The following is a 14766-nucleotide window of genomic DNA, read 5'->3' as shown; positions in this document are numbered from 1 at the left end:
GTCATTTTGGTCTCGCGGCAGGGAGCTGAGTGAGGCTCGCTGCCCCGCTGCTCTCCGTGGGCATGACGGCGAGGACCCCGGCGCGGCGGTAGCGTCCCCGCCGACCGTCAGCGCAGCGCCCGCCCGCCGCCCCACACCCGCCGCACCTCGAGCGCCGGCGACAGCGCCACGAGGTCCGCCGCGTACCCCGGCGCGAGTCGGCCGAGCCGGTCCCCGAGCCCGAGCGCCGCAGCCGGGATGCTGGTGAGCGCCGCCACGGCCTCGGGCAGCGTGCGCCCGGCGAGGGCCACGGCGTTCCGGAGTGCGACGTCCTGCGTCAGGGTCGACCCCGCGATGGTGTCCGTCCCGGCGACGCGCGCCACCCCGTCGGTCACGGTGACGTCGAGCGAGCCGAGGCGGTAGTCACCGTCGGCCGCTCCCGCTGCACCCATGGCGTCGGTGATGAGCGCGACCCGACCCGGGGCGGCGCGGAACAGCGTCTCGGCGACGAGGGGGTGCACGTGCACGGCGTCGAGGATGAGCTCGAGCGTGACCCGGTCGTCCCCGACCGCCGCCCCGATCGGTCCCGGAGCGCGGTGGTGCAGCCCGGGCATCGCGTTGAACGCGTGCGTCAGGACGGTGGCGCCGGCGTCGAACGCGGCACGCGCCTGGTCGAGGGTCCCGACGGTGTGTCCGACCGCGACCGTGACGCCGGCGGCGACGAACCGGCGGACGGCGTCGATCGCTCCCGGCAGCTCGGGCGCGACGGTGATCTGCCGGAGGACGCCCTCGCCGGCCTCGAGCAGGGTGTCGACGTCCGCCGGGGTGGGCGCGAGGAGGTGGTCCTCGTTGTGGGCGCCCTTGTTGTGCGGGGAGAGGAACGGCCCCTCCAGGTGGACGCCGAGCACGAGCGGGTCCGTCGCCATGACGGCCCGCACCTGCACCAGCGACGCGACGAGTGCGGGGACGGGGTTCGTGACGAGCGACAGGACCGACCGGGTGGTGCCGTGCGCGCGGTGCACCGCCAGGGCGCGGGCGGAGGACGCGTCCTCGTACGCCTCGGTCGCGCCGCCGTGTCCGTGCAGGTCGACGAACCCGGGCACAACGATGGCGTCGCCGAGGTCGACGACCTCGTCCGCCGCGGGTGCGGCTCCGGACCCGACCTGGAGGATCGTGTCGCCTCCGACGAGCACCCACCCGTCCTCGACGGACCCGGCCGCGTCGACCAGGTGGGAGGCGCGCACCAGCGCGGTCCGGGCCTCCCGACCGGCCCCGCGGCCCGTGTCGGTCATGCGGTCTCCCGCCGGAACGCGACCACGCCGCTGACCGCCGCGACCACGACGAAGACGAGCCCGACGACGGGATGGCCGAGCGAGATCCAGGTGGCACCGGCGGCGACGACGAGGGCGGTCTCGACGACGGTCTTCCCCACCACGTCGGTCTCGATCGGGGAGCGCGGTGACCGGAAGAGGTACCAGACGACGGCCGCGAAGAGCGGGGCGCCGACGATGAAGAACACCGCCGGGAACGGGTACGGCCACGCCAGGTAGCCCCAGTACGCCAGGGAGAGCAGGCCGAAGGCGCACACCAGGAACCGGAGGACCGTCCAGACGTCCACCGGACGACGGGGCGTGGACGCCGACGCGGGTACGGGGTCGTCGCCCGGGTCGACCGGACTGCGGGGAGCGTCGCGCATCGGCGGACCTACTTGAAGATGATCGTGCGGGCGCCGTCGAGGAGCACGCGGTCCTCGGCGATCCAGCGCACGGCCTGGGTCAGGGTGCGGGACTCCTCGTCCTGACCGATCGACACAAGCTCGGCGGGCTCCTTGGTGTGGTCGACCCGCACGACGTTCTGCTCGATGATCGGGCCCTCGTCGAGGTCGCTCGTGACGAAGTGCGCCGTGGCCCCGATGAGCTTCACCCCGCGGGCGTGCGCCTGCCGGTACGGGTTGGCGCCCTTGAAGCCCGGCAGGAACGAGTGGTGGATGTTCACGGCACGACCGGCGAGGGCCGCGCAGAGCTCGGGGGAGAGGATCTGCATGTACCGGGCGAGGACGACGAGCTCGATGTCGTGCTCCTCGACCGCCTCGAGGATCCGGCGCTCCATCGCGGCCTTCGACCCGGCGTCGGACACCGGTCGGTGCTCGAACGGCACCGAGTAGAACGACGCCAGCTCGGCGAGGTCGGTGTGGTTCGACAGCACGAGCGGCACGTCGATCGGCAGCTGCCCGCCACGCTGCCGGTACAGCAGGTCGTTGAGGCAGTGGCCGGCCTTCGACACGAGGACGAGCGTGCGCATCGGCCGGCCGACGACGTCGAGCTGCACGCGCATGCCGTAGCGCTCGACGACGGGGGCGAGGGCCTCCTGGAACGTCTGGCGGTCCACCGGTGCCATCACCTGCAGGCGCATGAAGAAGGTGTCCGTGTCGGCGCTGGAGAACTGCTGGGACTCGGTGATGTTGCCCTCGGCGGCGACGACCGCTCCGGAGACGGCGTGCACGATGCCGGGCTGGTCGTCGCAGACCAGCGTCAGGGTCCAGTGCGTGGGGGTCTCGGGCGTCGGGGTCGTCACCGGATCAGGGTACCGGGGGCGTGCGCGCGTCCGCGCGCGACCGGACGGGAGGCACGTGGCGGTGGTGGAACGGGCCTCCTGGCCGTCAGCGGGAGGAGATCGTGACGACCAGGTGCTCCTGCACGTACCCGAGCCAGTCGTAGACGTCCCGCAGGCCGATGCTGCCATCGTCCCCGTCCAGGCCGTTGTCCGCGGTGTCCCGGTCCACGATGCCCAGGCGGTCCGCGATGGTGAGCCGCAGGTCGGTCAGCGACCGGAGCCAGGCCTGCTCGTCGGCGCGGGTGAGCGCTCCGTCCCGGGTGCCCGTCAGCCACTCGTGCACGACGGCCGCGTTGGCGGACTTGGCGGTGCGCAGGTCGTCCTGCGTGTACCGGCGGAACTCGGCGCTGGCCTCGTCGTCCCCCGGGTAGGCGTCCGGGAACATCCGCGTCGCCACCGGGTCCGTCGCCAGGTCGTGGTCGAGGACCTGGCGCAACTGCTCCACGAGGGACGTCAACACGGCGCGCTCGCCGGAGGCCAGTCCGAGGTGCACGCCGTCGGCGCGACGGACGAAGGGGATCACGCGGCGGGGGCCCGGTCGACGGTCGCCTGCAGGCCGTACCCGTGCATGGCCTCCACGTGTCGCTCCATCTCCTCGCGGTGCCCCGTCGCGACGACCGCCCGACCGTCGGAGTCGACCTGGTGCATGAGGCGCTCGGCCTTCGCCCGCGGGAACCCGAAGTACGACTCGAAGACGTAGGTGACGTACGACATCAGGTTCACCGGGTCGTCCCACACCACGGTCGTCCACGGGACGTCGGCCCGCACCGACGTGCGCTCGTCGAGGTCCGGACTCAGCATGGTCATGGGGACAAGGGTGACACGAACCTGCGGCCTCGGTACGATCGAACGGTCGCGACTGGCGTTGGATGGGTCACCATCGGGGAGCGACACCTGACACGGAGCGCAGCCGTACGCCTGGGCCGCGCCCACCCGTCCACCCCGTCGTACGCGTGTGCGCGGCGGCCAGACAACGAGGAGTCCCGTGTCCATCACCGATCTCACCCCCGCCGCCGCGTCCGCCGACGCAGCCCGGACCACCTTCAACGCCCCGCTCGCCGAGGTCGACCCGGAGATCGCGGCCGTCCTCCAGCAGGAACTCGGCCGTCAGCGCGACACCCTCGAGATGATCGCGTCCGAGAACTTCGTGCCCCGCGCCGTCCTCGAGTCGCAGGGCTCGGTGCTCACGAACAAGTACGCCGAGGGCTACCCGGGCAAGCGCTACTACGGCGGCTGCGAGTTCGTCGACATCGCCGAGCAGCTCGCCATCGACCGCGCGAAGGCCCTCTTCGGTGCCGCGTACGCGAACGTGCAGCCGCACTCCGGCGCCAGCGCGAACGCCGCGGTCCTGCACGCCATCGCCTCCGCCGGCGACACCATCCTGGGCCTCGAGCTCGCCCACGGCGGCCACCTGACCCACGGCATGAAGCTCAACTTCTCCGGCCGCATCTACAACGCCGTGTCCTACGGCGTCGACCCGGAGACGTTCGAGGTCGACTACGACGACATCCGCGCGAAGGCGATCGAGCACCAGCCGAAGGTCCTCATCGCCGGGTGGTCGGCGTACCCCCGTCAGCTCGACTTCGCGAAGTTCCGTGAGATCGCCGACGAGGTCGGTGCGACGCTCTGGGTGGACATGGCGCACTTCGCCGGTCTCGTCGCCGCGGGCCTGCACCCGTCGCCCCTCCCGCACGCTCACGTCGTCTCCTCGACCGTGCACAAGACGCTCGCCGGTCCCCGCTCGGGCATCATCCTGTCCAACGAGGAGTCGCTCTTCAAGAAGCTCAACTCGGCCGTGTTCCCGGGGCAGCAGGGCGGCCCGCTCATGCACGTGATCGCCGCCAAGGCCACCGCGTTCCTGCTCGCCGCGACGCCCGAGTTCAAGGACCGCCAGGAGCGCACGCTGCGCGGTGCGAAGGCGCTGGCCGACCGGCTGACGCAGGACGACGCCAAGGCCGCGGGCATCGACGTCCTCACCGGCGGCACCGACGTGCACCTGGTGCTCGTCGACCTGCGCGAGTCCGAGGTCGACGGCAAGCAGGCAGAAGACCTGCTGCACGAGGTCGGCATCACCGTGAACCGCAACTCGGTGCCGTTCGACCCGCGTCCGCCGATGGTCACCTCGGGTGTCCGCATCGGCACCTCGGCGCTCGCGACCCGCGGGTTCGGCGACGCCGAGTTCACCGAGGTGGCGGACATCATCGCGCTGACCCTCATGCCGAACCCGGACATCGAAGCGCTCTCGGCGCGGGTGAAGGCCCTGACCGACGCGTTCCCGCTCTACGCGTGAGCGCCGCGCTCCCTCGTGAGCGTTGGGCGGGGGAGGGCAGTGCCGTCCGCATCGACGGCACCGCTCTCGCCGCGCGCACACTCGACGACCTGAAGGTCCGGATCGACCGCCTGCACGACCACGGCTTCCGTCCCGGGCTCGGCACGATCATGGTCGGCGAGAACCCCGGGTCGGTCTCCTACGTCGCCGGCAAGCACAAGGACTCGGCGCAGATCGGGCTCGACTCGGTCCGCATCGACCTGCCCTCGTCCGCGAGTGCGGCCGACATCCGGGCTGCGATCCTGCAGATGAACGACGACCCGCGGGTCACCGCGTTCATCGTGCAGCTCCCGCTGCCGCAGGGCATCGACCCGATCCCGATGCTCGAGCTGATGAACCCGGCGAAGGACGCCGACGGCCTGCACCCGACGAACCTCGGTGAGCTCGTGCTCGCGGTGCCCGGTGGTGCCGGCACGATCGACGCCCCGCTGCCGTGCACCCCGCGCGGCATCGTCGCGATGCTCGAGGCGTACGGTGTCCCGATCCGGGGCGAGCACGTCACGATCATCGGGCAGGGCCTGACGGTCGGTCGTCCGCTCGGGCTGCTGCTCACCCGCCTCGAGGCGACCGCCACCCTCACGCACTCGCTCACCGAGGACGTCGCCGCCGAGTGCCGTCGCGCCGACATCATCGTCGCCGCGGCCGGGGTCGCCGGGCTCGTACAGCCGGACTGGGTCAAGCCCGGTGCCGCGGTCATCGACGTCGGCATCAGTCGCATCGTCGACCCGGCGACCGGGAAGGCGAAGCTCCGCGGCGACGTCGACCCCGCGGTCGCGTCGGTCGCCGGTTTCCTGTCGCCGACGCCGGGCGGGGTCGGACCGATGACCCGCGCGATGCTCATGAAGAACGTCGTCGAGGCCGCGGAGCGCCACCTGAAGTAGGTGCGCGGACGCGGTAGGCCCGCCGCCCGTTAGACGGCGCAGATCGGCCCCGCACAACGAGAACCGGCTCGCGCCACGGACGTCCGTGGCGCGAGCCGGTTCTCGTTGTGCGCATGCAGGTGACGCCGCGGTCCGCAGGAGCGTGGCGGCCGGGAGGCGCGGTGCCGGCCCGGCTGGCACGGTCAGCCCGGTGCCGGCCTCGTCCGGCACCGCTGGCCGGGCCCGGCCCGGCGTGCCGGGCCCGGCCGGTGCCGGCCGGTGCCGGCCCGGTTCGGCCCGGCTGGCCCGGCCCGGCCTGGCACGGCCCTTCGCGGTCAGCGACAGCCCGCGCGGCCGCCGGGCCGCGCACTGTCGCTCAGCGCGAAGCGTGCGCTGCGCGCCGCTCCGGGCGCGCGGCGCGGCGCGGCCGCGCGCCGGGCGCGCAGCGCGGCCGCGCCGCTACGCGTCGCGCCGGGCGCCCTGCGCCGCGTGGACCGTGAACACGGTCGGCTCGCGGTACCCGGCGTCGGCGAAGGCGGCGGTGACGGCCGCGGCGATGCGCTCACGGGCCTCCCGGTCGACGAGCGCGATGGCCGAACCGCCGAAGCCGCCACCGGTCATCCGGGCGCCGACGGCACCGTGCGCCATCGCGGTGTCGACGGCCAGGTCGAGCTCGGGCACGGATATCTCGAAGTCGTCGCGCATCGACTCGTGCGACGCGACCAGCAGGGACCCGATCGCGCGGGGCCCGTCCGCGCGGAGCGTCTCCACGGTGTCGAGGACGCGCTGGTCCTCGGTGACGATGTGCCGGACGCGGCGGAAGGTCTCCTCGTCCAGGAGCTCCTGCGCGCGCGGGAGGTCCTCGACGGACACGTCACGGAGCGCGGGGACGCCGAGCACCTCGGCGCCGCGCTCGCACGACTCGCGGCGGGCCTTGTACCCACCGGTGGCGTGGGCGTGCTCGACGCGGGTGTCGATGACGAGCACCTCGAGGCCGTTCGCCTCGAGCGCCAGGTCGACGACCTCGGTGTCGAGCGTGCGGCAGTCGAGGAACACGACGGCGTCCTGTTCGCCGAGGAGCGAGGCGGACTGGTCCATGATCCCGGTGGGGGCACCGACGGCGTGGTTCTCGGAGTACTGCCCGACCTTCGCGAGGACCTTGCGGTCGAGGCCGAGCTCCCACAGGTCGGTGAACGCCAGCGCGACGCCGCACTCGATCGCGGCGCTCGACGACAGGCCGGCGCCCACGGGCACGTCCGAGTCGATGAAGACGTCGAACCCGGTCGTGCCGGACAGGTCGGCCCCGGCCTGCTCGCGGAGCGCCCAGGCGATGCCGAAGACGTAGGCCGACCAGCCGTCCATACTCTCGGGGGACAGCTCGTCGAGGGAGAGCTCGTGCACCGCGTCCGGCTCGAATGCCGACGCGACCCGGATCAGCCGGTCCTCCCGCTGGGCGATCGACGCCACCGTGCGGCGGTCGATCGCGAAGGGCAGCACGTACCCGTCGTTGTAGTCGGTGTGCTCGCCGATGAGGTTGACGCGACCGGGAGCGGAGTACCGCACCGCCGGCTCGTACCCGTAGACCTGCTGGAACGTCATGCGCGTTCGATCCCTCCTCGGATGAACTCGGCCGCCTTCTCGGGCACGAGGTCCCCGATCCAGGCGCCCATGGCGGCCTCGCTGCCGGCCAGGAACTTGAGCTTGTCCGCCGCGCGACGCGGGGACGTGATCTGCAGCATGAGCCGCACGGTGTCGCGCGCGGTGTGCACCGGCGCCTGGTGCCACGCGGCGATGTACGGCGTCGGGGTGTCGTAGAGCGCGTCGAGCCCGCGGGTGAGCCGCAGGTGCATGTGTGCCAGCTCGTCCTTCTCGGCCTCGGTCAGGCCGGCGAAGTCGGGCACGTGGCGGTGCGGCAGCATGTGGACCTCGATCGGCCAGCGTGCGGCGAACGGCACGAAGGCGGTGAAGTGCTCGCCCTGCAGGACGACGCGCTCTGACGCGCGCTCGTTCGCGAGGTGCTGCTCGAACAGGTCCGGGCCGAAGCGCTCGATCGACGCGAGCAGCCGTTGCGTGCGCGGCGTGACGTACGGGTACGCGTAGATCTGCCCGTGCGGGTGGTGGAGCGTGACGCCGATCGCCTCGCCACGGTTCTCGAACGGGAACACCTGCTGGATGCCGGGCATGGCGGAGAGGGCGGCGGTGCGATCGGCCCAGGCCTCGACGACCGTCCGGGCCCGCGACTCGGAGATCGACGCGAACGAGCCGCTCGTCTCCGGGGAGAAGCACACGACCTCGCAGCGGCCGATGCTCCGGAGCTGACGGTCGAGACCGACGTCCGACAGGGACTCGAGGGACGCCGGAGCGTCGTCCGCCTCGAGCAGCGGGCCGAACGACGGGGACCGGTTCTCGAACACCGCGACGTCGTACCGGCTCGGGATCTCGGAGGGGTTCGCAGCGGTCTGCGGTGCGAGCGGGTCCTGGTCGGCCGGCGGCAGGAACACCCGGTTCTGCCGACTCGCCGCGATGGAGACCCACTCACCGGTCAGGACGTCCTGCCGCATCCGCGCGGTCTCGGGCCGCGGGTCGAGGACGCGCTGGTCGATGCTCCGCTCGGCGGGGAGCGTCGAGTCCGCGTCGTCGAAGTAGAAGAGGTCGCGGCCGTCCGCGAGCGTCGTCGCACGTTTCGTGATCACCGCATCACTGTACTCCGGTACGAAGACTTGCGAAAGCAAGTGGAAGCAGACGAAACTCATTCTGTGACGACCGACGAGCCTCCCGTGCTGCCCGCACTGCTGCGCCAGGAGCGCATCGTGGCGATCCTCGACGGCGCCCGCGGCATGGTCCGGACCGCTGACCTGGCCGCTGCGGTCGGGACGAGCGAGGTGACGGTCCGGCAGGACCTCGCGACCCTCGACCGGGAGGCCCGGATCCGCCGGGTGCACGGCGGTGCGGTCCGCCTCGGGGCCGGCTCACGCGAGCGTCCGCTCGAGGTGACGGCCGTCGAGAACAGCACCGCGAAGGCCGCGATCGGCCGGGCCGCGGCTGACCTCGTGCGCTCCGGGCAGTGCATCGTCCTCGACGTCGGGACGACCCCGGCGGCCGTCGCCGAGGCGCTCGTCGCACGCGAGGACCTCGTCGACCTGACCGTCGTGACGAACTCGCTCACCACCGCCCTCGCGCTCGAACGGGCGGTGCCGCGCTTCACCGTCGTCGTCACGGGTGGCACGCTCCGGCCCATGCAGCACTCGCTCGTCGCGCCCTTCAACGCCACCGTGCTGCCGATGCTGTCCGCCGACCTGGTGTTCCTCAGCGGGACCGGGCTGGACGTCGAGCACGGGCTGACGAACGTGAACCTGCCCGAGACCGAGGCGAAGCGGGTCCTCGCCGCGGCGGGCAGGCGTACCGTCGTGGTCGCGGACGGGTCGAAGTTCGGCCGGGCCGACATCGGCGTGGTCAGCACGCTGGAGGACGTCGACGTCGTCGTCACCGCGGGAGCCAGCGCGGACGCGGTCGACCCGATCCGGGCGGCCGGGGTCCACGTGGTGGTCGCGGACGGACCAGCGGGCACGACCCGCACATCGGAGAGGAAGCAGCACCCATGAGCACAGCGGCACCCACCGGCGGTCAGTACCACCTGCGGCACGCGGGGCCCGACGGCGTCGTCGAGGCCGTCGTCACCGAGGTCGCCGCCGGCATCCGCGAGTTGCGGGTCGCCGGGTTCGACCTCACCGAGCCCTTCCCCGCGAGCGAGGCCCCGGCCGGGGCGAACGGCATCGTCCTCGTGCCGTGGCCGAACCGCGTGGCCGGTGGCGTGTGGCAGCTGGACGGGGCGGCGCAGCAGCTCGACATCTCGGAGCCGAAGTACGGCAACGCCTCGCACGGGCTGCTCCGCTTCGCGCCGTACCGCGTCGTCGAGCAGACCGAGTCGTCGATCGAGCAGCAGGCGACGATCCACCCGCAGCACGGCTGGCCGTTCACCCTCGAGACGCGTGTGCACCACGAGCTGGTGGAGGACGGCATCCGCATCACCCACACGATCACGAACCGCTCCGGTCGCCCGGCGCCGTTCGCGGTCGGGTCGCATCCGTACCTCCGGGCCGGCGACACCCCGGCGGAGGACCTGGTGATCCGCCTCGACGCCGCGACCGCCTTCACGGTCGACGAGCGGAAGATCCCGAACGGCACCCGCCCGGTCGAGGGGACGGACGTCGACCTGCGCCAGGGGCTCCGTGCCGGTGACGCGGACCTGGACACGGCGTACACGGACGTGCAGCCGGACGCGGACGGCATCCGCCGGACGTCGCTGCACGGGCCCGAGGGCGACGGCGTCGAGCTGTGGCAGGACGCGTCGTTCCCCTACGTGCAGGTCTTCACGTCCCGCGAGTTCCCCCGCGGTGACGGGAAGGGGCTCGCCGTGGCGGTCGAGCCGATGACCGCACCCGCGGACGCGCTCAACTCGGGGGAGGGGCTGCGGTGGCTCGAGGCCGACGAGACGTGGACCGGCTCGTGGGGGATCCGACGCGTCTGGTCCTGACCTGGGTGACGCGGTCAGCCTGGCCGGCCGGTCGCTTGCGGCGGTCGGGTCAGGCTCGACGCATGCGCAGGGCCTCGACCGCGAGTGACTCGCTCGGGTAGCGGCCGATCTCCTGCGCCCATGCCGGGTCGTCACCGCGCAGCGCGAGGAAGTCCTTGCGCTGTCGGCAGACGTACCCGAGGACGGCGGTGCCGGTCGCGACCTCCGCGAAGTCGGCGCGGATGTGCCGGATGCTGACCTTCGCGTTGCGTCGGAGGGTGTCCAACAGGAGCTCGTCGCTCATGCTCGTCCCGGTCGCGGCGGCGAGCTCCACGAGGCGGCGCGCGTCACCGGTGGAGCTGGTCTGCGTGGCGTCGATGGGCTCGATCACGGTGTACCCCGTTCGGTGTGGTTCGTTCAGTGCTGACGTCCCGCGGTGAGCGGAACCAGAACGACCATATCCGGGCGAATCCAACAGACTGCTGAGCGGGGCACCGATGTGGACAGTGCGGCCACCATGGATCACCTGGGGGCGACTTGTACCCCGGGATCAGCTCGCGCGCGTGAGGTCCCACACGGGCGGGACGTAGGCCCGGGACCATCCCTCGCGGAGACGCGTCACGGCTCGGTCGAAGGACTCGAGCAGGTCCATCTCGGGACGCACCATCGACTGCAGCTGCAGGCCCTCGTACGTCGCGATCAGCTGCTCGGCTCCGCGAGCCGGCTCCATCGTGTGCGGTTCGCGGCCGACGGCGATGTCCTGCACGAGGGACTCCTGCACAAAGCCCTGGAACCGGCGCCACCGGCTGTGCAGCATCGGCGCGAGCGGGTGGTTCGGTGCTGCGGCGATGTTCAGCGTCGCGGTGAGGAACCGCATGAGCGACGGGTTCTCGATGTTCTTCATGACGATCGCGCGGAGGAACCGGACCGTGCCCAGTTCGGCGGCGATGGGCATGAGGGGAGTCGTGCGCTGGTCGTTCCACCGGTCGATGCTCGCGAGGAGCAGGCCGTCCCAGCTCGGGAACGAGCCGGTCATCGTCTCGACGCTCATCGAGGCCTCTGCGGCGACGCGAGCGGGGGTGACCTCGTGCAGGGGCAGTTCGTGGAGCACGCGGATCATCGCATCGACGATCTGGGTGCGGGTGAAGACGTCGTCGTGCTGTGCGGAGTCCATGGTGGCGCTGGGCATGACAGCACCACACCACACGCGCGCGGCGGCGTGGTACCCCCACAACGAGCATCATGTCCCGTTCGCGAGACGCGTGCCGACCCCAGAACGGGGCGGCGCCGTCGAACGGGAGGCGACGAGGAGGTGGGCCCCGTGGGGCTGAACCCACGACCCTCGGATGAAGAGGGCGGTGGGCGTCCCGACCAGAGGTGGGCCCCGTGGGGCTCGAACCCACGACCCTCGGATTAAAAGTCCGGTGCTCTACCAACTGAGCTAGAGGCCCTCGCGACCAAGGGTATCGGGAGAGCAGCGCCTACACTGTCGCGGTGCCTCGTGAACACCACCGACCCGTCCAGTTCACCGACGCCGAGTTCGCCGCCATCCAGGGCGGCGAGGACCCGGCGCTGGTGAACCGCGTCGCGCACGACACGGCGAACGCGCTCCTCCACCGCGTGCGGGAGGACCCGGACCCCGCCGTCGTCGAGCGGCTGGTCACGTACACGGACGTGCACGGCATCGACGCGATCGCCGAACTGTGGGCCCGCGTCGGCGCGCACACCCTGCCGGGAGCGCTCTGGCGCATCTACCTGGTGCGGACCGTCATCCGGCAGAACCCCGAGGAGATCGCCTACCTCTTCGAGCGCGGCACGCAGCTCATCGGCACGATCGACCAGGCCGTCGCGGGTGCCGAGGAACCGACCGGGCCGGCGGAGATCCTCACCCTGTCCGACCGGATCCTGCACGGGTTGTACACGGGCGACTTCGCGGTGGCGCTCGAGCGCGGGGCCGCGTTCGCGCGGCTGACCGCCGCGGGGGCGACCTCGGTCGCGGACGATTCGGACCGCACGGCCCAGGAGCGGGCATCGGCGCTGACGACGCGCGCGTACCGGCTCGCGGAGCTGGCCGAGGACCTGTCCGCCGCTGCGGCGCTGTGGCGTCGCGACAGCCTGGACTGACCACCCTCGTATCCTGCCGCTGGCCTGCACGGTGACGGACACGAGCACCGTTCGGCGGCCGAGACGTCCGTCAGGACGGCGCCGCGTCGGGCGGACGCGGGTCGCCCGGGTCCGAGTCCGGACATGAAAAGACCGGGCCGCAGAAGCGCCTCTCGGCGCGAGGCCGCTCGGAGCGGCGAATATTGGAGCCCGGGGCTTGCTGCGGCCCGGCGAGATCAAGTGTACGAGACACCTCCCCGTCCGTACCCAGGTGTTCACTCTGGGGGGACAGATCCGCCACCGCGCGCGCCGTGGACAGCGCTCCGGGTCCGCTCGCGCTCCCAGCCCGCAACCGGTCCGCGGTGCCTCGCTCGCACCACCCGCGACCGGGCCTCTCGTCAGCACCCGCAACCGGGCCTGCAACGGACGCGTCGGCGCGGTGCGGCCGACGCCCGTCCAGAGCACGCCGACCACCGCCGCGGCGCCCGCAGGACTGTCCGCCGACCGCAGCGGACATCCGAAGCGATCCTCACCCAAACCGACGGCGCGAGGGTGCCGAATCATCAGCGTGACCGTCGCACGACGATCACACGAGGTCCCCGTGCGACCCGGGCCCGCTCCCGGGTCAATTCCCTGTGGGTCGCACGGGGCCTCGGCACCTGAACCCGGCACCACCCGCGCAGCGACCGCTGCCGTCACCCGATCCGAACGGGACCCGACTGATGACCACCGCGACCGCCGTCGCCGAGCGCTCTGTCCAGTGCGCGCGGAGGACGCCGTACACACGGGAAGGAGGAAAACCTGCAATGCTCACTCTCGTGGAAGGCGACATCGATGGTTGGACTCCCGCCGCTCCCGTGCCGGTGTCGGCGGACGACCTGCTCAGTCGGGTCGCGACCGGCGACCAGGCTGCGTTCTCCGACCTGTACGACGAGCTGTCCGGCCGGGTCCTGGGACTCGTGACGCGGCTCCTCAAGGACCGGGCGCAGTCGGAGGAGGTCACGCAGGAGGTCTTCCTCGAGGTCTGGCAGCAGGCCACGCGCTTCGACCAGGCCCGCGGCAGCGCCGCCAGCTGGGTGCTGACGATGGCGCACCGCCGAGCGGTCGACCGGGTGCGGGCATCGCAGTCCTCCCGCGACCGGGACACGAAGATCGGCATCCGCGACTTCGAGACGGACTTCGACTCCGTTTCCGAGTCGGTCGAGATCCGACTCGAGCACGAACGCGTCAGCCGCGCGCTCTCCCGACTCACCGAGTTCCAGCGGCAGGCGGTGCAACTCGCCTACTACGGCGGCTTCTCGCACAGCGAGATGGCCGAGCGACTCGGGGTGCCGATCGGCACCGTCAAGACCCGTCTCCGCGACGGGATGATCCGACTCCGTGACGAGATGGGGGTGAACTCATGACCGAACGACACGACGACCCGGAGCTGATGACCGGCTCCCACGCCCTCGACGCGCTCAGCGACGAGGAGCGCCACTCGGTCGAGCAGGCCCTCCGCACCGCTCCCGAGCTCCGACTCGAGGCCGACTCGCTGCGCGAGACCGCCCTCGCCCTCGCCTACGCCGTGCCCCCGGTCACGCCCCGCGCCGACCTCAAGGCCTCGCTCATGGCGAAGATCGCCCAGACGCCGCAGCTGCCGGCGCTCGAGGAGGCCACCTCCGACGAAGAGCGCGTCGTCGAGCCCGTCCAGGAGGCCCGGCCCGCGCCCGTCGCCGACCTCGCCTCCGACTCCGGTCGCGCCGCGACGAAGGCCCGCGCCCGCTGGTTCCAGCGTCCCGCGGCCGCCCTCAGCGCCGCCGCCGCCGTGGCCGTCGTCTTCCTCGGTGTCGGCCTCGGCGTCGGCCCGTCGCTCTTCTCGGACGACGGCGGCGCCCCCGCCACCACGCAGGCCGCCTCCGGCCTCGACCAGATCTACGCGGCGCCGGACTTCCAGCGCAGCTCCGCGAAGGTCAAGGGCGGCGGGACCGCCACGGTGGTGTGGTCCGGGCAGCTCGGACGCTCCGCGGTCATCCTCGACGGGGTCAAGGCCGCGCCGAAGGGCAAGACCTACGAGCTCTGGTACATCGGCTCGCAGCAGTCCGGCGGCACCATCGAGGCAGCCGGGCTCATGCACGACGTCGACGGCGGCGTCCGGTCCGCCGTGCTCCGCGGCACGATGGTCGCCGGTGACACGATCGGCATCACGGTCGAGCCGGCGGGCGGGTCGGACCAGCCGACCTCCGAGCCGGTCGTGGCCGTGCCCACCTCGGAGGCCTGAGCGCCGACGCGCCTGCGCCACGGACGGACGGGAGGCTCCCCACCAGCTGGAGGGGAGCCTCCCGTCCGTCCGTCCGTGGTGCGGGCGGTCCGCCGAGCGGCGAGACGCC

16 protein-coding genes, 1 tRNA gene and 1 riboswitch are annotated in these 14766 nt (G+C 72.3%); of the genes, 7 read left to right on the top strand and 10 right to left on the bottom strand.

Translation table 11 applies throughout. The features are described from left to right. Positions 1–107 precede the first annotated feature (107 nt). The 5 genes from nagA to clpS form a co-directional block, all read right to left on the bottom strand. Positions 108–1271, bottom strand: a complete 1164-nt coding sequence (gene nagA, locus DEJ34_RS13900) for an N-acetylglucosamine-6-phosphate deacetylase (protein WP_110911838.1) — start codon at positions 1269–1271, stop codon at positions 108–110. After that, a complete protein-coding gene (locus tag DEJ34_RS13895; RefSeq protein WP_110911837.1) occupies positions 1268–1675 on the bottom strand; it encodes a YrdB family protein in 408 nt (135 codons plus the stop codon). The genes nagA and DEJ34_RS13895 overlap by 4 nt, the downstream gene beginning before the upstream one ends. Positions 1676–1683: 8 nt before the next feature. Further along, the gene (gene purU / locus DEJ34_RS13890; RefSeq protein ID WP_110891102.1) at positions 1684–2553 is read right to left on the bottom strand and encodes a formyltetrahydrofolate deformylase; all 870 of its coding nucleotides are present in this window, start codon (positions 2551–2553) and stop codon (positions 1684–1686) included. A gap of 85 nt (positions 2554–2638) precedes the next feature. Beyond that, complete coding sequence (locus DEJ34_RS13885; RefSeq protein WP_110824151.1) at positions 2639–3115, bottom strand: DUF2017 domain-containing protein; 477 nt, start codon at positions 3113–3115, stop codon at positions 2639–2641. Then, complete coding sequence (clpS, locus tag DEJ34_RS13880) at positions 3112–3399, bottom strand: ATP-dependent Clp protease adapter ClpS (RefSeq protein ID WP_110824150.1); 288 nt, start codon at positions 3397–3399, stop codon at positions 3112–3114. The genes DEJ34_RS13885 and clpS overlap by 4 nt, the downstream gene beginning before the upstream one ends. A gap of 38 nt (positions 3400–3437) precedes the next feature. Beyond that, positions 3438–3523, top strand: a riboswitch (ZMP/ZTP riboswitch). Between the two features lie 54 nt (positions 3524–3577). On the opposite strand from clpS, the gene glyA reads away from it, so the two are divergent. Continuing rightward, positions 3578–4882: a serine hydroxymethyltransferase gene (gene glyA / locus DEJ34_RS13875; protein ID WP_284180686.1), complete on the top strand. Its 1305-nt coding sequence runs from the start codon at positions 3578–3580 to the stop codon at positions 4880–4882. Continuing rightward, on the top strand, positions 4879–5802 hold the full coding sequence (locus DEJ34_RS13870; protein WP_110911836.1) for a tetrahydrofolate dehydrogenase/cyclohydrolase catalytic domain-containing protein: 924 nt from the start codon (positions 4879–4881) through the stop codon (positions 5800–5802). The genes glyA and DEJ34_RS13870 overlap by 4 nt, the downstream gene beginning before the upstream one ends. A gap of 438 nt (positions 5803–6240) precedes the next feature. On the opposite strand, the gene galK is transcribed toward DEJ34_RS13870, so the two are convergent. Both galK and galT read right to left on the bottom strand, forming a co-directional pair. Further along, on the bottom strand, positions 6241–7380 hold the full coding sequence (gene galK / locus DEJ34_RS13865; RefSeq protein WP_110911835.1) for a galactokinase: 1140 nt from the start codon (positions 7378–7380) through the stop codon (positions 6241–6243). Then, entirely contained in the window at positions 7377–8534 is a 1158-nt protein-coding gene (galT, locus tag DEJ34_RS13860; RefSeq protein WP_110911834.1) for a galactose-1-phosphate uridylyltransferase, read from the bottom strand. The genes galK and galT overlap by 4 nt, the downstream gene beginning before the upstream one ends. Positions 8535–8537: 3 nt before the next feature. Between galT and DEJ34_RS13855 the strand changes: the two genes are divergently transcribed. Both DEJ34_RS13855 and DEJ34_RS13850 read left to right on the top strand, forming a co-directional pair. Then, positions 8538–9383 carry a DeoR/GlpR family DNA-binding transcription regulator gene (locus DEJ34_RS13855; protein ID WP_110891098.1) on the top strand — a complete coding sequence of 282 codons (846 nt, stop codon included), beginning with the start codon at positions 8538–8540 and terminating at the stop codon, positions 9381–9383. Further along, positions 9380–10315, top strand: coding sequence for an aldose 1-epimerase family protein (locus tag DEJ34_RS13850; RefSeq protein WP_110911833.1), 936 nt, complete (start codon positions 9380–9382; stop codon positions 10313–10315). The genes DEJ34_RS13855 and DEJ34_RS13850 overlap by 4 nt, the downstream gene beginning before the upstream one ends. Before the next feature lie 49 nt (positions 10316–10364). On the opposite strand, the gene DEJ34_RS13845 is transcribed toward DEJ34_RS13850, so the two are convergent. From DEJ34_RS13845 to DEJ34_RS13835, 3 genes are all read right to left on the bottom strand, one after another. Next, entirely contained in the window at positions 10365–10685 is a 321-nt protein-coding gene (locus tag DEJ34_RS13845) for a hypothetical protein (RefSeq protein WP_110824144.1), read from the bottom strand. A 159-nt stretch (positions 10686–10844) separates the two neighbouring features. Continuing rightward, a complete protein-coding gene (locus DEJ34_RS13840; protein WP_110900966.1) occupies positions 10845–11483 on the bottom strand; it encodes a TetR/AcrR family transcriptional regulator in 639 nt (212 codons plus the stop codon). Between the two features lie 189 nt (positions 11484–11672). Beyond that, positions 11673–11745, bottom strand: a tRNA-Lys gene (locus DEJ34_RS13835). A 43-nt stretch (positions 11746–11788) separates the two neighbouring features. Here DEJ34_RS13835 and DEJ34_RS13830 point away from each other — a divergent pair. The 3 genes from DEJ34_RS13830 to DEJ34_RS13820 all read left to right on the top strand — a co-directional run bounded on the left by DEJ34_RS13830 (position 11789) and on the right by DEJ34_RS13820 (position 14657). Further along, positions 11789–12418, top strand: coding sequence for a DNA-directed RNA polymerase subunit beta (locus tag DEJ34_RS13830; RefSeq protein WP_110824142.1), 630 nt, complete (start codon positions 11789–11791; stop codon positions 12416–12418). A gap of 785 nt (positions 12419–13203) precedes the next feature. Further along, the gene (sigK, locus tag DEJ34_RS13825) at positions 13204–13803 is read left to right on the top strand and encodes an ECF RNA polymerase sigma factor SigK (protein WP_110900964.1); all 600 of its coding nucleotides are present in this window, start codon (positions 13204–13206) and stop codon (positions 13801–13803) included. After that, entirely contained in the window at positions 13800–14657 is an 858-nt protein-coding gene (locus DEJ34_RS13820; RefSeq protein WP_110911832.1) for an anti-sigma factor, read from the top strand. Before sigK ends, DEJ34_RS13820 begins: the two co-directional genes overlap by 4 nt. The last annotated feature ends 109 nt before the right edge of the window (positions 14658–14766 follow it).

Origin of the sequence: Curtobacterium sp. MCPF17_050 (assembly GCF_003224435.2) — a bacterium.
In the GTDB taxonomy this organism is placed as follows: Bacteria; Actinomycetota; Actinomycetes; order Actinomycetales; family Microbacteriaceae; genus Curtobacterium.
Note: the sequence above shows the minus strand (reverse complement) of the source record. Positions and strands in the feature narration are given on the sequence as shown.